Genomic DNA, 24,703 nt, shown 5'->3' with positions numbered 1-24,703 from the left:
AAACCCGCATTCAAAGCGGGTTTCAGAAAATAGATACAATATTGAAAGAAAATAGATTCATTTTTTAAACCGTTTTCATAGCCACAATAACGGATGTCGGATCGGCAAGTTACGGATTACCTCATCGTTTGTCGGAAAATGTTCCAAACTTTTCCAAATTTCCAGATAAGTCCTATTAGAAGTGTTACAAATACTGAATAAAAGGGCAGGCTGGGCAACCGGCCATTCATCCCAAAACATGACATCTTCGGCAAAAGGCCAGCTCGATTTATCTGCTATATACGGGAACAGCCAAGCAACCGCCTTTTGCATATTGCGACCGTCGTCCATCGAGTACTGCCACAAATCATCTTCCCCGTCCGAAAGAATATGGCAGATCGTAGCCATGGCATCCAGATTGAACAAGGAATAGCCGTACGGTTTCGTCCGTTTCAGTTCAAGCGGAAAACTGCCGTCCTCCGCCATCTGTGAAGGAAGCAGAACAGACCTGTAACGGTTCCGGCAAAAGTCGAGAATCTCCTTATCGCCGGTATATTTAGCAAACTGGGCTACCTGCATCACCCAACAAGTTCCATGATTGTTTTTAGCATTCATCTCGTCTACCCCGTAAGGATGCGTTGTCAACCATTTCAGATAATCGGAAAACCAAGCACGACTACCAGCCACATCCTCGACAGCAAGAACGCCGGCCTCTTCCATCCTGATAAGGGATTGCACGACCTCCAAGAGATGGATCGTATCGATGATACCGATCCCCCGTCCTGTCACGATCCCTTTGATCGCCTGCGCGTATTGCAGGTCTGGATTCATCCGAGTTTCGGGGGCGATGAACCAGGCGCGGATATGCTTAACCGCTTGCCGAATATATTTCTCGTCTTTCGTCACCAGCCAGGCGGAGGTCAAGTCGCCAACCAGCGAACTGAAGCGGATCATGGCATGACGGTGAGCAACAAAGTTATCGGGATTTGTCTGCCCATCCCGACGTATATAGGCACTATCCGGATTTATCGGATTGGGCCACCAATAATCGCCTTCGGAGTAGAAATCATGAATCCCTCCGGCACTCCTTTCCGCTCTATATGCAGTAATGGTCACAGGTTCTTCTGCCAAGGCTTTATCTCCACGAATAACAATTTCAGTTCGGAGTAAATCCGTCACTTCTTCCTTTAAAGAATGGTCTCTCTTGCATTGGCAAAATAACAAAAGAATAACATAAAGTAATAATTTATACATGATATAGATTTTTTTTATTTTGTTGCACATATTCGGTCGGCGACATGCCGTACATCGCTTTGAAACAAGTAGCAAAATAAGCATGGGAATTGAAACCGATATTGGCAGAAACTTCAGATATGTTCATATCCGTTTCCAGCAGCATCCTTGCAGCAATCTCAAGACGTTTGTTACGGATCAAATCCACCGGCGAAAGGTCGGTTATCGCTTTCAGCTTCCTATAGAAGTTGGCACGTCCCATACCGACTCCTTTACATAGAATCTCCACATTCAACCCCGGATTGGAAAGATTCTGCTCAATCACCCCGAACAATTTTTGCATAAATGTATCGTCCGCCGATGTCGTCTCGAAACCCAATGACTCCAACGAAAATTTTTTCCCATACAATTCCTTCAACCGTTCACGAGAAGCCAAGATATTCCGAATACGACACAGCAGGACCTCCATATTGAAAGGCTTCACGATATAATCGTCCGCACCACACTGAAATCCCTCTTTGATATGCATCACCATCGATTTCGCCGTAATGATGATAACCGGGATATGTCCGGTCCGCAAATCCTGCTTGATCTCCGAACAAAGTTGCAAGCCGTCTTTTTTCGGCATCATAATATCGCTTACCACCAGATCCGGCAAGGTTTCTGCAATTTTATTGAAAGCATCTACTCCGTTCTCCGCTTCAAGCACATCGAAATAAGGTTCGAGATGTTTGCAGATATACCGACGGACATCCGGATTATCTTCGGCCAATAACAAGGTATAACGCCGACCGGAAACAGGCAGCTGTTCCTGCATATTGTCAGGGACTTTGGATTCATCCTCAGCTACTTCAATTCCTCCATAGGGATTCCTCGCAGAAGAGTCATCTTCTGCAAATTGCTCATGAGCATATGCTTCGCGGTTTACCGGAATCAAGACACGGAATACAGCCCCTTTTGGTTTGTTGTCTTCTACCCATACAACCCCTTTATGCAATTTCACGATAGAGAGTACCAGACTCAACCCTATACCTGTTCCAGCCGTATTCGACTCACTTTCATCCGTTCCCTGGTAAAAAGGGGAAAATATATGAAACTTGTCGGAATCGTCTATCCCTTTCCCTGTGTCTTCTACAGACAGACAAACATATCGAGAAGTCCCCCGAACTTCCCCACTTATCCTGCCGGGAAATTGCTCCTGCAATCCGGCAACTGAGAACAATTGCAAACGAATGGTTATCGACTCATCCGGAGCCGTATGTTTGAAAGCGTTCGACAAAAGATTGAAAAATACCTTCTCCAATAAAACACGGTCGAACCACGCATCTATTCCCGACTCATCGGATTCCAAACGAAAGGTAATCCGTTCCTTGACCGCAATCTGATTAAAGGCAATATATATCTCCTGCGTAAACAGATACAGATCATTATGCGAAACACGTAGTTGCAGGTTGCCACTCTGGTTCTTCCTCAGATCCATTAACTGGTTCACCAGCAACAAAAGACGCTGGGCATTTCCATAGACTAGACGCAACGAACCTTTCAAGTTCGGGTTCATATCTACCCGTTGCAACACCTCTTCCAAAGGAGACAGGATCAACATCAACGGTGTACGCAATTCGTGCGAAAAATTGGTAAACATGCGTATTTTGGACTGATGGAACTCCTCCTGCCGCTGCTGCTCCTTCTGCTTTTCGACCAGGTCCTGTTCCAGCTTACGCTTCATATGCAGATAATACCAGACCACATAAAGGATGCCACCTATAATCAACAGATACAACATATAGGCATACCAGGTCTGCCAGAATGGAGTCCGAATATGAATCGACAACGACCGCCCTTCATCGTTCCAAAGACCGTCGTTATTGGAGGCGCGAACACGAAAAACATAATCTCCCGGTTTCAAGTTCGTATAGAAAGCCTCCTTTCGAGAACCAGCATCATTCCAGTCCGTATCATACCCTTCTAGCATATAAGCATATTTATTCTGATTCGGATAAAGATAGTTTAAAGCGGCATACCCAACAGAGAAGTTATTCTGATTATAATCAAGATCTATCGCCTGCGTATAATCAAGAACTTTATCGAGCAACCCCGAAGGGTCGCCGGGAACAACCGGTTTATTGTTAACCGTAAAAGAGGTCAGTACGACCGGAGGTATAAAACGGTTTTCTATCAACCGTTCAGGGTAAAAGGAGACAAGGCCGTTGCTTCCGCTGAAATAGATTCGGTCACCGGGCAATTTGATGCCGCCTTTCATGCTGAATTCATTAACTGGGATCTCGCTTCTACCCATATAATTGGTAAACTGGCGCGATTCAGGATCGTAGGCAGAAATACCGTTACCGGTACTGATCCAAAGTTTCCCGTCGTCTCCGGGAATTATCGAATTGATATTATCGTCGCTCAGCCCCTCGACGGCCGTCAACCACTCCATAATGCCTTTTTCTTCGTCAAAGCGACAAAAACCTCCACCGAAAGTACCGATCCAGATTCGCCCCTCCCTATCCTTTACGATATTACTTACCTGGTCGTTGTATAACTTCCGGGAACCTTCCTCACGAGTATTATATTTTATCAACTTATGCGTATGGGAATCGTAGAGCGCCAGTCCGCCGGTATGCATACCTACCAAATAAACACCGTCCCGTATCTCCAGGAAACTGCGTACACTTGGCAACAAGGCGAAAACTGAATCCGACGGAGCGATCCTGCCGTCCGGAAACACACGGACAATTCCCGTGTTGTCTGTCGTTCCCAACCACAATACACCATCACTGCAACGCGTGATCGTATAAATACTAACCTCCTTATGAAAAGTATAAAAAAGAGAGAATTTCTTTGTCCGGGTATCGAATCGGTATAAAGTGCCTTTCTGCGTTCCGCACCAAACGAAATCACCCTCCACAAACAGAGATTTGATAATATTCCGATCATTCAGAGCATTCGGCCGAGCATCCAGCAGGAAACGTTCAAACATATCTGTATTCAAATCCAGTGAAAGTAGGCCTCGCCCTTCCGAAGCAATCCACAAAGTATGGTCCGGCTGATAGGCCATCGTGGCAAAGATTCCAAACAGCTTGTCTGAACCACCCTGCAAATCGTAAAAAGTAAAACGGCTGTTCAAAGGATTACTGTAACTGACACCTCCAGCGTATGTGCCAATCCATAACGTATTCGCATTATCTACGAAAGCAGAAAAGACGGAAAAATGACTAAGACCTCCTTTTTGTTCGTCAAAATTCGTATAGGTCGTACATGAACCGTCCACCAAATTCAAAAGACTTAATCCGTTAAAAGTTCCGACCACCAGTTGACCATTATAAGTATTAATTGTACGAACCGAATTATTTCCCAGTCTGCCGTTCCAAGCAGTATAATGCGTAACAGCATTTGTCTCCGTGTCGATCCGGTTCAATCCACCCGAACGGGTTCCCACCCACAGACGTCCTTCACTGTCTTCATGGATAGCAGATATATTATTATCCGTTAATGAAAAGGGAGTCGTATTTTTAAAATAATGAGACAAGAGATTCAACTTACTGTCACAGATATAAAGTCCGTTTTGTAAAGTTCCGACTAACAGATTGCCATCATGGTCTTCGTTGATAACCATAATCTGGTCACGTGGCAGTTCTCCCTCCAAGTCGTTCAAGATAAACGAATCATTCTCATAATCATACAAGTATAGACCTTTATTTGTTCCAACCCAAAAACGCTTTTGTCTATCCACATACAAGCTTGAAATCCACGTATGATAAAGGGGAGACTGCTTATAAGCAGCCATATCGTTGAGAGAATATACACGATCCACCCTCAAATCCATCCGGTTCAGACCGTTCATCGTGCCTACCCACAAGTTTCCACGGTCATCTTCAGCCAATGCTGTCACATGATTACTGGACAAGCTTAATGAGTCGCCATTACTATGTTTATACACGACAAAAGAATTACCGTCATAACGATTCAAGCCGTTACGCGTGGCAAACCACATGAAACCGCTCTTATCCTGATGTATTTTCAAGACGGAAAGCTGCGACAAACCTTCTTCCATTTTTAAAGAAGAAAAAGAAAAAGGTGAAACAGCCCCATTCAGCAAGGCACTAAAGCAACAAAGCAAAAGAGTGATCAAGTATGTTTTCCTCATAACGTAAAAGCATTACGCTACAAAGATACGAAAACAGATCAAATGCCCAGTCCTGTCACAAACAGAAAACGTACTCCGTCCTCGCATCCTGTAAAACCAACGTATTTATCCCACTGTTTTCATTATGCAAAATAACATTTGAATGGAATCAGTTGTTTACTTATTAACATATATGCTTTAAACAAGGGATAAATATCCGGCAACCCCTTCCGCACACCGTTCACCATCAATAGCAGCAGAGACGATTCCGCCTGCATAGCCGGCGCCTTCTCCACAAGGAAAAAGACCTTTCAAGGTTATATGCTGGTAGCTTTCCTTGTCGCGCAGGATACGGACGGGCGAAGAGGTCCGGGTTTCCACCCCGATCATCACCGCGTCATTGGTCAGGAAGCCTCTGGAGACTTTACCGAAATGGCGGAAGCCCTCACGTAAGCGGCCGGTGACGAACTCCGGCATCCAGAAATGCAACGGGGAAGCCAGCAGACCGGGCGTATAAGAGGATTCGGGAAGATCGAAAGAGTTTTTCTTATTCACGAAATCAACCATCCGCTGTGCAGGGGCGGTTTGCTTCATCCCGCCATTCAGCCAGCAAAGTTCTTCCAAACGTTCTTGGAAAGCCATCAAAGCGAGCGGCGAATCCTTGCTGACCGCCATTTCTTCGTGTTTCATCAATTCGGAATAGTCTTCCGGGCGTATCTCCACCACCATGCCGGAATTCGCCCAGCGGGAACCACGATTGGAAGGAGACATTCCATTGACTACCACCTGGCGGGAACTACTTGCCGCCGGGACGACGAAACCGCCTGGACACATACAAAAAGAATAGACTCCCCGTCCGCCGGCTTGCGCCACAAAACTATATTCGGCTGCCGGCAGATAGTTTCCTCTACCCTCCTTACGATGATATTGTATCTGGTCGATCAGCATCTGCGGATGTTCCAAACGGACGCCGACAGCAATGCCTTTGGCTTCGATAGGGATTTGCCGGTCATGGAGGTAGCGATACACATCCCGGGCGGAATGACCGGTTGCCAGGATGACCGGTCCCAGAAAGTTCTCGCCCGTATTCGTTTCGACACCTACGACTTCCCCACTCCGGATGACCAAGGCATCCATTCGTGTCTCGAAATGGACCTCCCCACCACAGCGGATAATCTGTTCGCGGATATTCTCGATCACACGCGGCAACTTGTCCGTACCGATATGCGGATGGGCGTCCGCCAAAATCGAAGTGCTCGCCCCGAACTGGCAAAAGACATTCAGAATCTTGTCAACCGAACCCCGTTTCTTGCTGCGAGTGTAAAGTTTGCCGTCAGAATAGGCACCGGCTCCCCCTTCACCGAAACTATAGTTGGACTCTTCGTCCACCTTATGCTCACGGCTGATCAGAGCGATATCCTTTTTACGTTCGCGCACGTTCTTTCCACGTTCGATCACGATCGGACGTAAGCCGAGCTCAATCAGACGAAGAGCGGCAAACAAACCACCCGGCCCCGCTCCTACCACCACGACAGGCTTCCCTGCTGATACGTCTTTATATTCCACCAATTGAAATTCTGGTTCATCTGGCTGCTCATTGATAAAAGCACGCAGTTTTACATTCACATAGATCGTACGCTGACGTGCATCGATAGAACGTTTTAGTACCCGAACGGTGTGGATGTACGGGACAGATGTTCCCGTCTCGCGAGCCACCACCTGCTTCAGCGACTGTTCGCTGACTGCTTCTTCAGGCAATATACGGAGTTGTAATTCTTGTATCATTGTTACTTCTTTAAATTCAAACAAAAAATCAAACCGGCTTGTGCCCTGTATCCGCTCCAATCCACTTTGAAAGTCGATGGAAAATCTGGATTCCGACTCTGACACTTCTGCATCACAGCATCCCATTCATAAGCGATACTCATGTTTAATGCAACATAGCGGCATAGGCTAAACTTGATGCCAAAAGTAGGCTCCACAAAGAAGTTCCTGCCGGAAAAAGTATTATCCTTCCGGTATCCAACTTCCGGGTCGGACTCGACGAACAGGCGGTTTATCTCGTTCACCTTGTTCAGCACAAAACCTGTCGAGAGCCCCACATACGGCTCGAATGTAAAGATACTGACTTTTTCCTTCACCAGACAGAAGTGGTAAAAAGCACCGAGCTTATATCCTTTGTTACGCAACTTGTAGTCGCAAGAGCCGGAATAATCCGTTACTCCATTCTTGCCCGCCGTATTCATATAGTTAAAAAGAAATCCCACATGATGGCGCCGCCATTCGACTCCGACACGGGCATCCTGCGTCACATAACCGGGGAAATTATCTGTAACCTGTGCATTGGTAACAGGAAGCATCTGATTTTTCAATATATCTTTCATATCGGACATCTGATACGAACCGTGACCGATATTATATTCGATTGTCAACGACTGAGCCTGCCCGAAACGGTCGAAAAAGAACAGAATGGCTATAAATAATAATACCTTTTTCATATATTCGGACAGTTTTCGAGGTTAAACGAATAATTCGCATTCTTATAACCCCAGTCATCGACGGGAGAAAAACGCAATTCAACCACACGCTCTTCCTGCCCGGCAAGAGAAAATTCCGCAATGCCGTCCGTCACCTTCTCCGCCACGATTTCACCACCATAGACGACATCGACTGCCGAACGGTAAGGATATGTCCAGGACAAGCGTATGCGATCTTCCTTCATATATTCTACCTGCACCTCTGGTTCAGCTTGCTCCAAATCAAGCGATCCAAGCGAACGGGGACGGTCGGCTTCCGACTTGAAATAAATATAGACCTTATATTCCCCCTTCTCCCCAGCATATCGCTTATCGGTATAAAAACATTTGTCGAAATCCGACCTTTGCGTGATATAGGTTGAATGAGCATTCTCGTCAATCGTACTGAACTCTATCTGGTAATGGTCGAATCCGGCACGGAGTGCCCCGTCTACCTCCCAAAATATTTCGATCAGTCCTTCTTCATTCACACGATGCCGCAAAGAGAACTCCGACTCGGTACGCGCGTTTATCTTGAGGGGCCAACTACGCTTTTCCACATATCGCTCGACCCCGACCTGTCCGGCAACCGTCCCATTATTCGTCCGGGCGAAAACCTCGCACGACAACTCATAAGAGCCATTCGGAATCAGATCCACATCCAGCATGAAATCACATCGTGTCCCATCGCTTTCCCATTCCATCTCTCCAATGCGGACGATCTGCTTCTCAACCTCAAATCCGGGCAACGGACTGATTTGGCAAGCAGCATTACCACTATGTTCCACCACAAAGATTTTGTTTTCCCAATCATGGATAAACGGACCATAGAAGTCCACACTCATCGCAACCGAATCAGCCTGCCACTTTTCAAAATCCATAAAATTCTCCCCCAGCCGATACTCGCAGCTTGTAAACAAGAAGAAAACACTTACAAATAGATAAACAACACTTTTATTCATATACATATAAACTTATCCGAACAATTGCCGGAAAGCCTCTTCCACCTTGCGCACTTGCACGATTTGCATCTTGCATTTGGATGTGTCGAAACCTTTCAGGTTATTGTGCGGGATGATAATGCGCGAGAAACCCAATTTTTCCGCTTCTAGGATGCGCTGCTCGATACGGTTCACCGGACGGATCTCTCCCGAAAGCCCCACCTCGCCACACATCGAGATACCCGGCTCGATCGAAATGTCGAGGCTAGAAGAAAGAATTGCACTGATCACCGCCAAGTCGATCGCCGGATCATTCACCTTCAGCCCACCGGCAATATTCAAAAAGACGTCTTTCTGAACCAGCTTAAATCCGGCACGCTTTTCGAGCACCGCGAGCAACATGTTCATACGCCTAAGATCGAATCCTGTCGCGCTACGCTGAGGCGTCCCATAGACAGCAGAACTCACCAACGCCTGTGTCTCGATCAGGAAGGGACGGATGCCCTCAATCGCAGCCGCGATCGCCACGCCGCTCAATCCCTCATGATTCTGCGTTAGGAGTAGTTCAGAAGGGTTACTGACTTCGCGAAGACCATCCTGGCGCATCTCGTAAATACCTAATTCCGCTGTGCTTCCGAAACGGTTCTTGATGCTGCGGAGGATACGATACATATAATGCTGGTCGCCCTCAAATTGAAGCACGGTGTCAACGATATGTTCCAACACCTTCGGCCCAGCAATACTCCCTTCCTTATTGATATGGCCGATCAGAAGAACAGGTGTGCCGCTCTCCTTCGCATATTTCAGAATAGCCGCACTGCACTCGCGTACCTGCGAAACACTTCCGGGAGAAGATTCGACCACCTCCGTATAAATGGTTTGTATCGAGTCGATAATCAAGAGGTCGGGTTGAACGTTCTTGGTCTGTACGAATATCTGTTCGAGATTGGTCTCACAGAGAATGAAACAATCTGGATTCTCGTGCGCGATGCGGTCGGCACGGAGTTTCAACTGGCGACTGCTCTCCTCGCCGGAGACGTAAAGCGTGCGGAGTCCCTTCAACCCCAAAACGGTTTGCAGGACGAGGGTCGATTTCCCGATACCCGGTTCCCCGCCGATCAAGACCAGTGATCCTTTTACCAGACCGCCGCCAAGAACACGGTTCAACTCCCGGTCTCCGAGGTCGACACGCGTCTCCTCTTCAGAAGTAATATCTCGAAGCAGGACGGGACGCACTTTGCCACCATCCGAAACGCCATAAAGTGCCCGCTTTCCGACCGGTTCCTTTACCACGATCTCCTCAACATACGTGTTCCACTCCCCGCAGGAAGGACATTTCCCGATCCATTTCGGAGAGTCAGCCCCACAGTTGGAGCAAACATATACCGTTTTTGCTTTTACCATTCTCTTATTTATTAATTACATGGACGCTTTGGAGACATAAAAAACATTCCATTTTTTAAGATTATAAAACTGTCAATTCACGGACGAAAAGACGGTTTATTATCCGAAAAGATCAAGCGTCAACTGCTTTTTCTCAGCTTCGAGCTTCCTGAGGTGGCGTTTCCCTTGCGGCGTAATGATTTCCATCTTATCGAAGCGGGTACGGATCACCGTCTCGACCGTGTAGCTGATGTTAACCACTTCACCTAGTTCACTCATCTTCCGTTGTATCTCTAGCACACAATCTATACACATACCGCTCTTGAAGGCAATCTTTTCATCGAACATATCTTTCTTGAAATCTTCGTCGCACATGTAAAAGTCGATTGTCTCGCCGCCCTTGTTGTAGATGCCTTTCCAACGGTAACGGGCATCTTTCAGCACAGGTGAGATGATTTCTATCGTTGCTTTGTTGTCTTTAACAGGAGGCAATTCGTCAGAACGGAGGATGTAATAGTCAAACTGTTCGCGTTTGACCTCCAACGATCCCGAACGGCTGCGGTTATTTTCGTTCAGTTCGCGTAAAGTGAACTTTGTCACCTTCGGATAACCGCGTACAGCTTCGTAAAAGTTCGATTTGCATTTACAAAAACGCGGCGATGCGCTGAGCAGTTCCACCAACTCGCGCGTCACGGTAATACCGGGCATTTTTTTTCTCAAATTACTACGCAATAAGGCAATTTCGCGCTGCATCTTTTCCTCGTCGGTCACCGAACGGTCCACAACCGGTTGTCCACCGACCAAAAGGGACGGACGCGTCCATACCTGCATGAACAAGTTAAGAAGAACAGAGATCAGACGGCTGTTTTCACCTGCCACCGACCAGATTTCGCGAAAGCCCTCCTGTTGGGCAAAAGACTCGCAATAGACAGTCATTTTGATATCCAACATGTCTGCTAACGTCCGAACAAGCGAGAGTACCTCCTTTTCTGAACGATGTTTGATCATGGCATCCATGTAGTTTGACTTATCATTGAAGTAGTACCGCAGTTCGAGTTTGTTATCAAACTTTATCATGACTTACTCTGTTTTGGTTTTTCGATCGAAGAACGGGTTTTTCGAGGACGCGCTTACCGGAATCGCCATCACACATTTGCAGTCGCCCAACATTCCCAAACGCTGTGCAGCCATACCGGCACTGAACATCACACGCGTATCCAGGCGCAAATCCGACGCCGTGGCACAAGCCGAACCGACCGCAATGCCCAAGTCCACCGAATTAATCGCACAAGGGACGGTTTTCGGCTTCTCCACACAAGTCGGAAACCCGCAGTGCGCGCAATTCAAACCCTGAACCTGCTGGCGTGTACCAGCAATCATGATAGCTTCAGCCTGAAGAATATTGTCAGCATCACGCAAAAAGAATTTTAAACCGGTTTCGCCGGACATGATGACAAGCTCTTCGGAAAGGCGTTTGATATCTTCATCCGTCACCATCGCCACTTCAATAATATCGATGCCTTTCCCTTTCGGAGCTGTCCGAGCGGCTGTCATCATCTGACGAACAGCCTGTAACACATACTCGTGTCGTATTTCTCTTTCGTTCTGTATCATTTTATATTGGTTTAGCACGAACAAAGATAATAATTACTCGTTTTATAGCTCAAGATTTGTCATCTTTTCTGTAACATCAAATGGATAGTCGGGGTATTCGTAAATACTGAAACGAGGTTCAGTCCTCCCCTCGGAATAATTCCAAATACTAATATACTCCCGCACATCTTCACCCATATCCTGTAATTGGCGCAGGTAGGCGGCGACGGACTTGTTCTCGACAATGTAGACTTCTCCCATCCGATCGATAATCGGACTGTGACGGCGTCCGGTGTCGTGGTCGAATTTCAGGATACGCTTTCCCTCTGTTGTCAAACCGACCATCTGAAAAGTCATGCTTTTGCCGATGGCTGGAAGATTCAACACACTGCGGTCGGTGGCAGCAAAAAGAAGACGGTTCTCTTTCAAAAAACCGGACAATTTCTTTCCTAAGGGTCGCTCATAGCGGATCAGCCGATACAGTTCCTTCTGCTTCTCTTTGGGGATAAGGCCGAAAACTTTCTCTTCTTGCTGTTCCTGTAAAGAACGGCTATTAGGAGCGAACACGGCATAGTTTTCGTGAAAACCCTTAACCGAAAAAGTGTAATAGCACACCACTCCCATCGCATTCAACGTCTGACGAAGTTTTGCCGTATGTCCACGCCGAGAAGCGGCAACGGTGTAGACCAACTGGTTGGTGATGATCCAACCGGCGGAGAGAATCGCCTCGATCGCCTTTTTTGCTTCCGGCGTGACCTCCAACGGGGATTGAAAATGTGTCTGGATAATAAACTGCGTAACACCGACACGTGAGGCTTTATCTTTGAAACTCCTCAAGATACCGACTAGTTCGTCCGTGATTCTGAGAGGCAAGTAGGCAAGCAGGCGAGAGCCCAAGCGGACCCGTTGTAACTCAGCGTACTTCTCCCCTTCGGGACGACTCTCGTTGGCTTTTCGTTTCCGGACTGCCATCTTATAGACGGCATCAAGTATGTTGCGGAGCGTCGCGTTCTGACTCATCAACGCGTCGCCTCCAGTAATCAAGATATCCCTAAGCTGCGCATCCTCTTCAAAATAGCGCATCAACCGACGCAGTTTCTTATCCCATGTTTCCTTTGGTTTCAAAGATTCGAAATCAAAATTCAAGCGCTCGCTCTGGAAATCATACATCCGCTGGCAGGAAGCGCACAGCCCGCCACAGGCACGCCCCATCGAATCGGGGATCAGGATCGCCACCTCCGGATACCGGCGGTGTATGTTGTGTCCTTCCGGCAACAACCATCCTGCAGCATTTGGCTGTCCGGCCACGACTATGTCTTCTTTCTCCCACGCCTTGATCCGGCCATATGTATCGACCAGTTCTTCCGAATAAAGGATATAAGAGCGGATGGCAGCGTCGTCATATCCGCTTGTATTCGTGTTCAGCAGGGAAAGGTAATAAGGAGTCACAAAAAACGGCATGCCTTTCTTACGAGCACGTGCCAACAGGTCCATCGTTCCAGCCGACAGGGAACCGCCAAGGAAATAGTTCAGTTCCGTCGGGCTTTTGAAAGCCATCGCAAGATGGAAACGGCCGATATTCCACCATTCCTGCACTTTGACGTATTTCTCGGCATAGCTCATCCCTTCCGTAAACTGGAACCGAGAGGTCGGGGCATGACGCCGTTCGATCTTACGTATCAACCCGGCAATGATCCGCTCCTTGTTGGAGTAACGGATCGCCATCACCTCCTCGTCCAGCCCGGTCGGCCAACGGTTCATCTGCCGTTTGACAAGCGAACGGTCCGGAACGATTTCCTCCGGCTTCTCCAGCAATTCGAATTGCCAGTACAGGTCGATAAAGAAGTCCGGCGAAACATCTTCCTCCAGCTTCCCGGCCAGGAACTGCCACAGGCAGGTAATCGTCCGTACCGGCATCTCCTCACCTGTCGAAAGCTCGAAGACCATCATACCGTCATGTTCGATCAACAGAAGAATACGCTTCGCCACGGCATTTCCCATATTGCTCCCGCCAACCGTCTTGTCGATGCGGGAAAAAACAAAAGAGCGCAAGGCTTCTTTAAAAAGCGCTGCGCTCTCACTCTCTTCCGCCATCGTTACCAGTTGGGGAAAATCTTTTTTAAATACTTTTGTCAATTGCGGAATGTCGTACGATAGTAATCTTCTTTTAATCATAAGCAAATACTTTTTAGGAAGGGTTATTGAATGTTATTTTGAAGTCATTTGTCTACAAATATAACATTTTTCTCCCATCATCAAAAGCGTGCTACTTATAAAACATCTTAAAAGTCTTGCGAATCACAACAAAATGACAAAACAAGGAACCTATTCGCCACCTTTCTGCTACTTCCGCTTCATCTTCACTTCATACAGGTCGTGCCGGCGATCTTTCAAGTTACGGACACTTCCGTACGTATGCAATTCGTTCAGCAAATCGAGATCCACATCCGACACCAAGATCATTTCCGTATTCGGGGTCGCCTCCGCCCTTTTCCCGTCTGTCGGGAAAGCAAAATCACACGGGGTGAAGACACCGGACTGCGCATACTGGATATCCATGTTATGGACACGGGGCAAGTTACCGACACTACCGGCTATGACGACAAAGCATTCGTTTTCGATCGCACGTGCCTGCGCACAAACACGGACACGCGAATAGGCGTTCTGCGTATCGGTAAGGAAGGGCACAAACAGAATCTGCATCCCCTGGTCCGCCATGATACGCGACAGTTCCGGAAATTCGACATCGTAGCAGATCAGGACACCGATCTTGGCACAGTCCGTTTCGAAAGTCTGCACCATCTTACCGCCGGAAAGTCCCCAGCTCTTCGCTTCATCGGGCGTGATATGCACTTTCTCGTACGTCTCATAACTACCGTCGCGGCGACAAAGGAAACCGACGTTGTACAACCCGTCGTCTTTGATCAACGGCATGCTCCCGGTAATGATATTGATGTTGTAGCTGATCGCCAAGTTGATGAAGCGGTTCAGCATCTCGTCCGTATATTTCGCCAGCTCGCGGATCGCCTCCGACTCGCTCATGTGGTTGAACTTAGCCATCAGAGGGGCATTGAAGTATTCGGGGAAAAGGATGAAGTCACTCTTATAGTCAGATACGGCATCCACGAAAAATTCCACCTGTTCGAACACGTCATCGAGCCCCTTGTAAGGTCGCATCTGCCACTGGACAAGACCGACGCGGACGGTCGTCTTGGTCGAAACGATTTCCGGAGTCGGCTGGTAATAGATATTGTCCCATTGCAGCAGGGTTGCATAATGTTTGGATTCCTCATCGTTCGGCAAATAATTCGTCATCACTTTACGAACATGGAAATCATTCGATATTTGAAAAGTCAGCACCGGATCATAAATTTCTCTTTTACGGACCTTATCAATATATTCCTTCGGGCGCATCGTATCCGCATATTTATGATAATTCGGGATACGTCCGCCGAACATAATCGCTTTCAAGTTCAGGCTTTCACACAATTCCTTCCGATAATCATACATACGCCGTGCCAAACGCAGGCCCCGGTAATCGGGATGGATAAAGACCTCTATTCCATACAGGATATTGCCTTTTGGATTATGCGTATTAAAGGTTTCGTTTCCAGTAACAAAGGCGTAAGTATGGTCGTTCTTTACCTTGTCGTAATCGACGATGATAGACAAGGCGCACCCCACGATCTTATCATCCACGACCGTAACCACCTGCCCTTCCGGGAAAATAGTGATTAACTTCTTGATTTGCTCACGTGTCCAAAACACATCCGAGCCGTCTGAATAAACTCTTGTAAAAGATTGAGATAATTGTCGGTAGTCCGCCATCTGCAAAGTACGGACCTCTACTTTGTTAATCTTAGGAGCATGTTCCATTTCTCATTTCAATTTTTAAGAACGATGCAAAAGTATAAAAAGTTTCATCTGGATGAAACAAAAATTCCATGATAACCAAAAAGACGGATGCAAACCTTCTACATCCGTCTTTTCGTCTAAAAGCTTTAGCAACCACCGCCCAACGCCCGGTAGAGAAGGATCTTTTTCCGGCAAAGATCGGTGATGATGTCGATACGTTCCAATTCGCTATCCAGATAACGTTCATTGGCAGAGAGCACTTCGAGGAAGCCGACATAATTCAATTTGAAAAGTTCATTGGCATTGGTGACCGAACGTTGGTGAGCTACGGTCTCCACTTCTTTCAGGCGGACACGCTCCACTTGGTTTAGACCGGCACAATACAAATCCAATACTTCCGTATAGGCCTTCAAGGCCGTTTCGTGATATTGCGACAAGGCAATCCGTTGCGAAGCACGCGCCTCGTTCCACATCGAACGAATCTGGTTCCGCTGGAAGACTGGTGCAGTAATTCCTGCTGCCAAATCGTAAACCAGCGAAGCAGGCGCTGTGAACCATTTGCCAAGATCAAAGCTATTGAAGCCACCTCCCGCACCCAACACCAACGAAGGATAGAAGGCTGCTTTAGCCGCCATTACATCCGCCTTTGAAGCCAGCAATTCCATCTCGGCGGCCCGTACGTCGGGACGTAAGGTCAGCATGTTCGCCGGAACACCGTCTGATAGCGGGAAAGGGATCTGACGCAGCTCTTCAAAACTCATACGCCTGATTTCAAACGGAAAGACACCTAACAGGCAGGCTATCGCACGCTCTTTCTCCCCGATCAATTGATCATTTTCCAACAGTTTGCTTTCTATCAGTAGCATACGGGCATGAAACTGGTCGACAGCCAACTGCGTCTCGGCCCCCTCCTTCTTCAGCTGGCGAGTTAGCTCATACGAACGTTTGGAACTGATATGGGCTTCTTCCAAGACATCCCGACGCTTATCCAAACCGATCAGTTCATAATAGTGGACAGCCAATTCGGATATCAGAACCGACTGCGCAAAACGGGTTGCCTCAACCGAAGCCATCCAACGAGCTACAGCCGCCTGTTTCTTACGTGTCAGCTTCCCCCATATATCCGCTTCCCACTGGAAATTCAGGAAAAGTCCGAAATCACGGTAAGGGTCCGGGATATGTTTGTCTTTCGCCAAGGAAGGAACATTAGTCTCGCTATTCCCCACTCCGTCCATCGTATATTCGCCGAAACGGTTGACCGAAGTCCCGATGCCGAGGCCAACTTCAGGCAATAGCAAGCCTTTTGCCCGTTGCAGGTTGGCCCGGCTCATTGTCACCCGTTCCATGCTTTGCTTGAACGAATAGTTATTCTGCAAGGCGACCTCCACATATCCTTGTAAGATGGAATCCTGGAAAAACACATTCCACTCCAACGGCTTTACAAATGCAGTGTCATAGGTATGCCCATCTCCTTCTGGCAGTACGGCACGTTCCCCATCCGGAGAGAGCTGCGGAGCCTTGCAAGCTGTAAGGCCGATCGCCGCCCACAAGCCAACTGTAGCAATTATCTTAAAACTCATATTCTTCTTCATTTGCTTTTTGTTTCTTTTCCTTTAAGTAAGTTGCCAACGATTCAAATATCACATAAAGCCCCGGTATCAGGAAGATCCCCACGAACGTACCGATCAGCATACCTCCGGCCGCCGCCGTCCCGATGGAACGATTGCCCAAAGCACCAGCGCCACTGGCTACCGCCAACGGGATCAAACCGCTGATAAAAGCAAAAGAAGTCATCAGAATCGGACGCAAACGGCTGGTTGCCCCTTGGATGGCCGCTCCCATAATGCTGACGCCTTCCTTGCGGCACTGGTTCGCCACCTCGATAATCAGGATCGCATTCTTACCTAAGAGGCCGATCAGCATCACGAGTGCCACCTGAGCATAAATATTATTCTCCAGTCCCACCACATATAGTAAAAGGAATGATCCGAACACACCTGCCGGAAGCGAGAGGATAACCGGAAGCGGCAGCAAAAGGCTTTCATACTGGGCCGCCAGAAGAAGATAGACAAAGACCAGACAGATCGCGAAAATAACCAAGGATTGTCCACCGGATTCTTTCTCCTCACGGGCAACGCCGGACCATTCTATATCGTAGCCTCTCGGCAACACTTCGGCAGCAATCTCCTCTACGGCTTCCAAGGCTTCCCCCGAGCTGACTCCCGGTGCTTGTTCACCGGTAATCATGGCCGAAGTAAACAGGTTATAACGGGTAATCTGACTCGGACCATACACGCGCTCCATTGTCATGAAGTTGGAATACGGAACCATGTTCCCCTCTTTATTTTTAGCATACAAACCGAACAGATCCTCCGGATTCATACGATATTCGGGAGCAGCCTGCAACATCACCTTGTACATTTGCCCGAAACGGACGAAGTTGGAAGAATAGAAACTCCCGACATAGGATTGCAAAGTTTCCATCGACTCGTTCACATCAATTCCCAGTTTTGCCGCTTTGGCCAGATCGACCCGCAACAGATATTGCGGGAAGTTCGGATTGAAACCGGATGTGACACCCGACAAACGAGGATCGGCATTCAGCTTGGCCACAAACGATTTGGCCACTTCGTCCAACTCGGCAAATGTCCCGGCAGTCTTATCCTGCAAACGAAGTTCGAAACCGCTGGCATTACCGAAACCGGGAACCGTCGGTGGAAGGAAGAACTGGATATCCGCATCCTTGATATGCGACACGCGGTCAGCATAGACGCGCATCAGTTCCTCGGCCGTCTGCTCGCGTTCGTTCCAAGGCTTCAAGTTGATCATCCCCATGCCAAAACTGGCTCCTTCCGTTTCCGTCATCAAGCTGTAGCCTGCCAATGTGGAAACCGTTTCCACTTCTTCCAACGGCAACAGAGCGGCCTGCACTTTGCTCAAAGCAGCTTCCGAACGTTCGAGAGTCGCTCCGGGAGGCGCATCGACATTCACATAGATCATTCCCTGGTCTTCATTAGGGATAAAACCCGAAGGCAACACAAACGTCATACCCCATGTTGCCAGACAGAAAATAATCAACGACGCATAGGTCAGGAAACGCCTGTTCAGGAACAAACGCAGATTGATCTTATAACGGCGTTCCAGATGATCGTAGCGCTTATTGAATCCGTCGAAGAAACGCGCCAACAAACTTTTCTTCACCTTTTTGTCATGCGAGACAGGCTTCAGCATCAAGGCGCAGAGTGCGGGAGACAGCGTCAAGGCATTCACGCCCGAAATGACAATCGCCACTGCCAGCGTCAACGAAAACTGACGGTAGAAAATACCGACCGTACCGGACATAAAGCCTACCGGGACGAACACGGCAGACATCACCAGGGTAATGGCAATAATCGCCCCGCCGATTTCACGAATGGCGGCTTCGGTGGCTTTTGCCGGTGGAAGTTTTTCGTTGTGCATCTTCACATGTACCGCCTCCACCACGACAATGGCATTATCGACCACGATACCGATTGCCAGCACCAGTGCGAACAGTGTCAGCATATTGATGGAGAAACCCAACATCTGCATAAAAAAGAAAGTCCCGACAAGCGAAACAGGAACGGCTATCGCCGGAATCAACGTCGAACGGAAATCCTGCAGGAACAAATATACCACGATAAACACCAGCAAAAAGGCTTCCAACAACGTCCGGAGCACAACCGAAATCGAAGCATCCAGAAATCGCGAAACATCGTACGATATATTATAATCCATTCCGGGGGCAAAACTGCTTTCCTTGATTTCCTCCATCTTGGCTTTGATATTCTGAATCACCTCACGGGCATTCGAACCCGGACGCTGCTTGATCATGATAGAGGCGGAAGGCTTGCCGTCGGTCATGGAAATCATATTATAGTCTTCCGAATCGAACTCAATCGTCGCCACATCCTTCAACCGGAGAACCGAACCGTCCGGCAAAGCCTTCAACACGATCTCGCCATATTCTTCGGGAGTGCTGAATTTCCCGCTATATTGCAATACATATTGCAACTGCTGCGGAATCTTATCCGAACTGATACCTGTCTTCCCAGGAGCAGCTTCGATATTTTGCGAACGGATAGCGGCAGTCACCTCCTGCGGTGACATATTATAGGCTGCCAGCCGGTTGGGGTTCAGCCACACGCGCATCGCATAATCGCGGCTTCCCATGATCTCGACAAAACCGACACCGTCGATTCGCTTCAGCTCACGCAGGATATTGATATCGGCAAAATTGTACACAAACTTCTCGGTATGCGAACTGTCCGTGCTCATGATGTTCAGATACATCAACATACTGTTTACTTCTTTCTCGGTAATCACACCGGCACGGATCACTTCTTCGGGAAGTTCATCGAGGACTGTCGTCACACGGTTCTGCACATTCACGGAGGCGACATCCGGATCGGTTCCTACCTTAAAATAGATCGTCGTCAGCGACATACCGTCATTCGTACAAACGGTCGTCATATAGGTCATTCCGGGCACACCATTGATAGCACGTTCCAAGGGAGTCGCCACAGTTTTAGCCATCACATCGGCATTGGCTCCCGTATAACGGGCCGTCACCGTAACGGAAGGCGGAACAATATCGGGAAACTGGGTAATCGGCAAAGAGGTAATAGCCAGCAAACCCAGAAAAACAATCACAACAGAAATGACACCGGACAGAATCGGGCGTCTGATGAATATTTCAAACATACGGCTTACTTATTATTTTCGACTTCATCAGACAATTCCAATTGTTTACGGACCGTTTCGGCATCCACAATCTCAGGCGTAATAACCATCCCGTCACTCACTTGCTGGACTCCTTCATAAACGATCAGCGTATTGTCAGGCAGGTCTTTCGTTACATAATAGGCACCGTGACGAGAGAGTGGTTCGAAACTGCGGACACTCACTTTGCCTTCTTCATCAACAGTATACACGTAAGTAAAATCCTGAATCTCGAATGTCGAACGTTGCGGGACCAGTATCACGTCTTCCATTTCTGTCAGCATACGGATTTTACCCGAAACACCATGTCGCAACAGGCGGTCCGGATTGGCAAAACGCGCACGAAAAGCAATGGAACCCGTACCACGTTCAAAATCACCTTCTACGGTTTCGACCGTTCCTTTGTACGGATAGGTTGTCTGATCCGACAGGATCAATTCCAAGTTATTATACTCCGGTTGCTCCACTCCGCTCAACTGCGTACGTTTATATTCAAGATATTCTTTCTCGTTGATCTTGAAATAGGCAAACATTTCCGAAACATCCGTCAGGGAGGTCAACAAGCTGGACGGCGTGACCAAGCTACCGACCTTAAACGGTATACGGTCCACATACCCTTCAAAAGGAGACGTGATGGTCGTATATGAATAATTCGTTTCCGCACGAAGCAAACGCGATTTGGCCTGCTGTACCCGCAAACGGGCGACATCGGCTTCCGCCAATGCCTGTTCCAAGCGGATCGGCGAAATGATGTCCTTTTCCACCAAGCGCTTTACACGGTCCGCTTCGACTTCCGCCATTTTCAACTCGGCCTGCACTTGCTTATAATTGGCCTGCGCCTCTTTGACCTCTTCATACAGTTCGGCAGAGGAAAGCTTGAACAAGACCTGTCCCTTCTTCACGTGCTCTCCTTCGTCAACCAAGACATCTTCAACGAACCCTTCCACTTTCGGTTTAACCTCCACAAACTGGACAGCCTGAACATCAGCCACATACGATTGGGCCACTTCGATACTCGTAGCTACCAGCTTCACCACCAGCGTATTGTTTTTACTTCCGGATTTTTTTTCATGACTCCGGTTACAAGAGGTAAAAAAGCTGGCTATTAAAAACAAAAAAGGTAAATAGTTAAAAAATAATCTTCTCGTCATAAATCGTTTCTGATTAGTTTATTTTTAGGTTATAATTATAAACATGATAAAGCGTGCAATATCAGGGATACGACAAAGCCTTCCGCATACCGGCACAACATACCCATACACGCTCTGAAAAATAAAAAGAATCGGATAAGACCTAAATCAGATAGGAACAAAACCAGACAAAACTCTGGGTTTTATGAAGTTGATAAAATATAGGTAAGAATGCACATTGCTGCAATTCAAGAGAATGAATCAGCTCATGCACATTTATTATAGTCAGCCAGTCGGCTATAAAGTCTGCAACAAACTGTTGGATTTGAATCTGTTCCTGCCGGACAGTACGCAACGAGGCATTATCGTCAAAATCAAGTACATCATGCACTCCATTCTCTACCACCTCGATGGAAGAACTTGGGAAACCTTCCAGAAAGAAATCGCTGCCAACTGAATAAAACGGCATAAAGACCAACATGATCATCAAAATCACACGCTGGTAAAACTTTATCTTTTTATCCACGGTAGTTACTAACATTCCTTCCCTAAAAAACTTTTTGCAAAGATAAAGAATCCATATCTTATTTCAAAATACCGTTAATTAATCCCATAAAGAAAAAGTCCCGACGATAATAAATCATCAGGACTTTGCGGAGAAAGCGGGATTCGAACCCGCGAAACCCTTTAGGGGTTTACACGCTTTCCAGGCGTGCCTCTTCAACCACTCGAGCATCTCTCCTTTTCGGTTGATTATGTATATCAAGAAGCAACCTGCCTCCATAAAACGTAAAAAGCAGCTTTTGCTGCTTTCAGCGGAGAAAGAGGGATTCGAACCCCCGGAACCTCTCAGTTCAACGGTTTTCAAGACCGCCGCAATCGACCACTCTGCCATCTCTCCTTGTCTCTAAGACGGGTGCAAAAGTAGATGGTTTATTTGAATTATGCAAGTTTTTCATTTCATTTCTTTTTATTTTTTTCGTATTTCATTCCTCCATTTCTGATTCTCAGACACATAAAAAAATCCGATTCCTACTACTATGCACAGGAACCGGATATAAATTATATATAGAGAAATTAAAACACTCTTTTTAGAAAACAAGCATCTGCCTATTTCGTTTGCAGACAGCTTGAATGCAAGACCATATGAGCCTTCTCCTGCTCAGTCCTGATTGACCCGGCAGCCAGAATAATAGTTATGATCAAACCGATACAAGCCACTATAGCAATCACTTCCGTACTTTTGCGGGAAAGATACTCCCCTATGTTCTTTTCCATGCGTATTACTTTTTTAATGAATAATCTGCTGACCTGAAATGTGTGATTCAAAATTAAGAAGAAAAGGAAAGCTAAAGGAGACGGTGAATAAATAAGTGGACAGACAAAACACTCAAACATCTATTTAACAACAAGATACAAATCTTTTATATTACTAAAAAAGTGGATCAAATATAAAAGGATTAATGAATTTCCCGGACTAAATTCTCGAAATCATCTCTGGAAACGCATGCCTTGTTCTTTACTTTTGCCCGATAATTATAGATGGTATTCACCGAATAGCGAAGGAATTCGGCTATCTGAGAACTGTCGTTTATCCCCAAACGGATCAACGCAAAAATACGAAGTTCCGTATTCAGCAACTCGTCCCTTTTCAGTACCACCTGCTCATCTTCAAGCAAAAGTGAATTAAATTGTGTCACAAAATTCGGGAACAGATGGAGAAATGCAGTATCAAAATTCTTATAAAGTGCATTCAGCTCCGCCTCCAAACCCTTTGACGATCGGGTAACTTTAACCAGTTCCCCGATCTGTCCGGAAGAAACCATTTTATAAACCATACGGCGATAACCGTCGAGTTTATCGATATAAGAAGAACACAGACTCATGAAACGCCCGATATATTCCTCCTTGATCCGGTTGGATTCAGACAGTTCGAGGTTGGCGGACTGCAAACGATCGTTCATCTGATACAATTCGCCGTTCAGCACCTTCAACTGCTCGTTTGTCTCCTGCAAATGATTGCGGGCCTCCGCCAGTCGCTTCATCTGCCGATATATATAGACGATGGCAGAGATCAATAACAAGGTAAGTACACTGATCAGCGTCAGATATGTGACCAGTATCCGGTTCTTCCCTTCTATCGTAGCCTGGTAGTTCTTATCGATCAACGAAAGGATATCCGCACTCTGCCAACTTCTTGAGCGGGCACGAAACCGGTTCGTCTCATCCCAAGAAAAACGGATATAATGATAAGCACGCTCGATATCGCCATCTTTAAGCAATAAATCAGCCAACATCCACAAGGAAGCATGATCTGTGATAGCCGACTGAATATCTGACAAGGAAGAAAGGGCCAAATAATACTTTTCTTTTTCCCGATCTTTTTTCTGGCGGTAGATCATCGCACGCTGATAAGAAGTAAGTGCATATTCAGGAGTTCCGAACGGAATTTTTGCCAAACGTGTATCATTGATCCGAAGGGCTTCATCAGTACATCCGTCAGCCCTCAAAGCCAGTTCCTGCAACTCAACCCGCTTGCCGGCATCTTCCGGCAACATCATCGCTAAAGAATCCCGATAGACGAAAGATTTATCTTCATAGCGGCGTATACTTTGCGGATCACGGGAATTACCGGAGATCTCCCTGTATACCTGTTCTTTACAGGCGTAATAATCACGGGTAAGAGAAGCTGGCAAATCTTCACGGCGGACTTCCTCCAATACATCGATCGCTTCTTGGTACATGCCAGTTGCAGCATGCAGGGAGGCTAACAGCAATTTACTTTTGTACTCCCGCTCCTGATCACGCAAATTACGGGCGATCCTGATATTTTTGGTCAGATAGAGGACAGCCGAATCGCACATATAAGATTTATATTCCCGATAAATGCTATCGTTGAGCTGATAAGCGGCAATAGAGTTCGGAGCTGTCTTGGTTGCTTTTCCTTTCAATTCACGGATCCGGGCTTCTCTCCTGTCTTTATAAATCTCATGCTGGAGAATCGTTTGATCCAAATTGACTAATAAAGAGTCGAGGTTACTTTCCGCAAAAACCATATTTGCAGTAAAAAACAAAAACAGAATTATCCTGTACCTCTTTCCCATTTCGACTCCAGCTTATTTCCGGCAGACAAATGTAAAACAAAAAAGCTTTCCTCCGGACGAATAGCCGGGGAAAAGCTCTTAAATACATAAAAACAATCTGATA

Annotated in this window: 16 protein-coding genes and 2 tRNA genes; 1 reads left to right on the top strand and 17 read right to left on the bottom strand. The window is 47.0% G+C overall.

What is annotated here, in order from left to right; translation table 11 throughout:
- Nucleotides 1-75: 75 nt before the first annotated feature.
- The 13 genes from KTG12_RS06245 to KTG12_RS06185 all read right to left on the bottom strand — a co-directional run bounded on the left by KTG12_RS06245 (nucleotide 76) and on the right by KTG12_RS06185 (nucleotide 21,517).
- Complete coding sequence (locus tag KTG12_RS06245) at nucleotides 76-1,233, bottom strand: alginate lyase family protein (protein ID WP_122204213.1); 1,158 nt, start codon at nucleotides 1,231-1,233, stop codon at nucleotides 76-78.
- Entirely contained in the window at nucleotides 1,226-5,359 is a 4,134-nt protein-coding gene (locus KTG12_RS06240) for a two-component regulator propeller domain-containing protein (RefSeq protein ID WP_155143668.1), read from the bottom strand. The genes KTG12_RS06245 and KTG12_RS06240 overlap by 8 nt, the downstream gene beginning before the upstream one ends.
- Nucleotides 5,360-5,536: 177 nt before the next feature.
- Nucleotides 5,537-7,123 carry an NAD(P)/FAD-dependent oxidoreductase gene (locus KTG12_RS06235; protein ID WP_022321666.1) on the bottom strand — a complete coding sequence of 529 codons (1,587 nt, stop codon included), beginning with the start codon at nucleotides 7,121-7,123 and terminating at the stop codon, nucleotides 5,537-5,539.
- A gap of 2 nt (nucleotides 7,124-7,125) precedes the next feature.
- Nucleotides 7,126-7,836, bottom strand: a complete 711-nt coding sequence (locus KTG12_RS06230) for a hypothetical protein (RefSeq protein ID WP_046452425.1) — start codon at nucleotides 7,834-7,836, stop codon at nucleotides 7,126-7,128.
- The gene (locus KTG12_RS06225; protein ID WP_046452445.1) at nucleotides 7,833-8,816 is read right to left on the bottom strand and encodes a hypothetical protein; all 984 of its coding nucleotides are present in this window, start codon (nucleotides 8,814-8,816) and stop codon (nucleotides 7,833-7,835) included. Before KTG12_RS06225 ends, KTG12_RS06230 begins: the two co-directional genes overlap by 4 nt.
- Nucleotides 8,817-8,828: 12 nt before the next feature.
- Nucleotides 8,829-10,199 (bottom strand): DNA repair protein RadA, encoded by a 1,371-nt coding sequence (radA, locus tag KTG12_RS06220; protein WP_005639091.1) that lies wholly within the window; start codon nucleotides 10,197-10,199, stop codon nucleotides 8,829-8,831.
- Between the two features lie 99 nt (nucleotides 10,200-10,298).
- A complete protein-coding gene (locus KTG12_RS06215; RefSeq protein WP_022321663.1) occupies nucleotides 10,299-11,255 on the bottom strand; it encodes a hypothetical protein in 957 nt (318 codons plus the stop codon).
- A 3-nt stretch (nucleotides 11,256-11,258) separates the two neighbouring features.
- Nucleotides 11,259-11,792, bottom strand: coding sequence for a ferredoxin domain-containing protein (locus KTG12_RS06210; protein ID WP_138272891.1), 534 nt, complete (start codon nucleotides 11,790-11,792; stop codon nucleotides 11,259-11,261).
- A 42-nt stretch (nucleotides 11,793-11,834) separates the two neighbouring features.
- A complete protein-coding gene (locus tag KTG12_RS06205; RefSeq protein WP_138272892.1) occupies nucleotides 11,835-13,946 on the bottom strand; it encodes a KamA family radical SAM protein in 2,112 nt (703 codons plus the stop codon).
- 168 nt (nucleotides 13,947-14,114) lie between these two features.
- Nucleotides 14,115-15,647: a carbon-nitrogen hydrolase family protein gene (locus tag KTG12_RS06200; protein WP_008148451.1), complete on the bottom strand. Its 1,533-nt coding sequence runs from the start codon at nucleotides 15,645-15,647 to the stop codon at nucleotides 14,115-14,117.
- Nucleotides 15,648-15,772: 125 nt separating this feature from the next.
- On the bottom strand, nucleotides 15,773-17,218 hold the full coding sequence (locus KTG12_RS06195) for a TolC family protein (RefSeq protein ID WP_022322114.1): 1,446 nt from the start codon (nucleotides 17,216-17,218) through the stop codon (nucleotides 15,773-15,775).
- The gene (locus tag KTG12_RS06190; protein WP_005642648.1) at nucleotides 17,196-20,348 is read right to left on the bottom strand and encodes an efflux RND transporter permease subunit; all 3,153 of its coding nucleotides are present in this window, start codon (nucleotides 20,346-20,348) and stop codon (nucleotides 17,196-17,198) included. The genes KTG12_RS06195 and KTG12_RS06190 overlap by 23 nt, the downstream gene beginning before the upstream one ends.
- 5 nt (nucleotides 20,349-20,353) lie before the next feature.
- A complete protein-coding gene (locus KTG12_RS06185; protein ID WP_005642646.1) occupies nucleotides 20,354-21,517 on the bottom strand; it encodes an efflux RND transporter periplasmic adaptor subunit in 1,164 nt (387 codons plus the stop codon).
- 247 nt (nucleotides 21,518-21,764) lie between these two features.
- Here KTG12_RS06185 and KTG12_RS06180 point away from each other — a divergent pair, with 247 nt between their 5' ends.
- Nucleotides 21,765-21,953, top strand: coding sequence for a hypothetical protein (locus tag KTG12_RS06180; RefSeq protein ID WP_172676521.1), 189 nt, complete (start codon nucleotides 21,765-21,767; stop codon nucleotides 21,951-21,953).
- A gap of 197 nt (nucleotides 21,954-22,150) precedes the next feature.
- On the opposite strand, the gene KTG12_RS06175 is transcribed toward KTG12_RS06180, so the two are convergent.
- The 4 genes from KTG12_RS06175 to KTG12_RS06160 all read right to left on the bottom strand — a co-directional run bounded on the left by KTG12_RS06175 (nucleotide 22,151) and on the right by KTG12_RS06160 (nucleotide 24,600).
- Nucleotides 22,151-22,238, bottom strand: a tRNA-Ser gene (locus KTG12_RS06175).
- 74 nt (nucleotides 22,239-22,312) lie between these two features.
- Nucleotides 22,313-22,397, bottom strand: a tRNA-Ser gene (locus tag KTG12_RS06170).
- A gap of 209 nt (nucleotides 22,398-22,606) precedes the next feature.
- Complete coding sequence (locus KTG12_RS06165) at nucleotides 22,607-22,774, bottom strand: hypothetical protein (protein WP_005639074.1); 168 nt, start codon at nucleotides 22,772-22,774, stop codon at nucleotides 22,607-22,609.
- A gap of 182 nt (nucleotides 22,775-22,956) precedes the next feature.
- Nucleotides 22,957-24,600, bottom strand: coding sequence for a DUF6377 domain-containing protein (locus tag KTG12_RS06160; protein WP_122204179.1), 1,644 nt, complete (start codon nucleotides 24,598-24,600; stop codon nucleotides 22,957-22,959).
- Between the last annotated feature and the right edge of the window lie 103 nt (nucleotides 24,601-24,703).

The organism is Parabacteroides sp. MSK.9.14 (assembly GCF_019041495.1).
Classification (GTDB): domain Bacteria; phylum Bacteroidota; class Bacteroidia; order Bacteroidales; family Tannerellaceae; genus Parabacteroides; species Parabacteroides merdae.
The sequence above is the reverse complement of the archived record's forward strand: the minus strand, read 5'-3'. Positions and strand labels throughout refer to the sequence as shown.

Bases quoted from the DNA above. Each gene is read 5' to 3' on its own strand.
- KTG12_RS06245 (WP_122204213.1), bottom strand. From the start codon at position 1,233: ATGTATAAATTATTACTTTATGTTATTCTTTTGTTATTTTGCCAATGC.
- KTG12_RS06240 (WP_155143668.1), bottom strand. From the start codon at position 5,359: ATGAGGAAAACATACTTGATCACTCTTTTGCTTTGTTGCTTTAGTGCC.
- KTG12_RS06235 (WP_022321666.1), bottom strand. From the start codon at position 7,123: ATGATACAAGAATTACAACTCCGTATATTGCCTGAAGAAGCAGTCAGC.
- KTG12_RS06230 (WP_046452425.1), bottom strand. From the start codon at position 7,836: ATGAAAAAGGTATTATTATTTATAGCCATTCTGTTCTTTTTCGACCGT.
- KTG12_RS06225 (WP_046452445.1), bottom strand. From the start codon at position 8,816: ATGAATAAAAGTGTTGTTTATCTATTTGTAAGTGTTTTCTTCTTGTTT.
- radA (WP_005639091.1), bottom strand. From the start codon at position 10,199: ATGGTAAAAGCAAAAACGGTATATGTTTGCTCCAACTGTGGGGCTGAC.
- KTG12_RS06215 (WP_022321663.1), bottom strand. From the start codon at position 11,255: ATGATAAAGTTTGATAACAAACTCGAACTGCGGTACTACTTCAATGAT.
- KTG12_RS06210 (WP_138272891.1), bottom strand. From the start codon at position 11,792: ATGATACAGAACGAAAGAGAAATACGACACGAGTATGTGTTACAGGCT.
- KTG12_RS06205 (WP_138272892.1), bottom strand. From the start codon at position 13,946: ATGATTAAAAGAAGATTACTATCGTACGACATTCCGCAATTGACAAAA.
- KTG12_RS06200 (WP_008148451.1), bottom strand. From the start codon at position 15,647: ATGGAACATGCTCCTAAGATTAACAAAGTAGAGGTCCGTACTTTGCAG.
- KTG12_RS06195 (WP_022322114.1), bottom strand. From the start codon at position 17,218: ATGAAGAAGAATATGAGTTTTAAGATAATTGCTACAGTTGGCTTGTGG.
- KTG12_RS06190 (WP_005642648.1), bottom strand. From the start codon at position 20,348: ATGTTTGAAATATTCATCAGACGCCCGATTCTGTCCGGTGTCATTTCT.
- KTG12_RS06185 (WP_005642646.1), bottom strand. From the start codon at position 21,517: ATGACGAGAAGATTATTTTTTAACTATTTACCTTTTTTGTTTTTAATA.
- KTG12_RS06180 (WP_172676521.1), top strand. From the start codon at position 21,765: ATGCACATTTATTATAGTCAGCCAGTCGGCTATAAAGTCTGCAACAAA.
- KTG12_RS06165 (WP_005639074.1), bottom strand. From the start codon at position 22,774: ATGGAAAAGAACATAGGGGAGTATCTTTCCCGCAAAAGTACGGAAGTG.
- KTG12_RS06160 (WP_122204179.1), bottom strand. From the start codon at position 24,600: ATGGGAAAGAGGTACAGGATAATTCTGTTTTTGTTTTTTACTGCAAAT.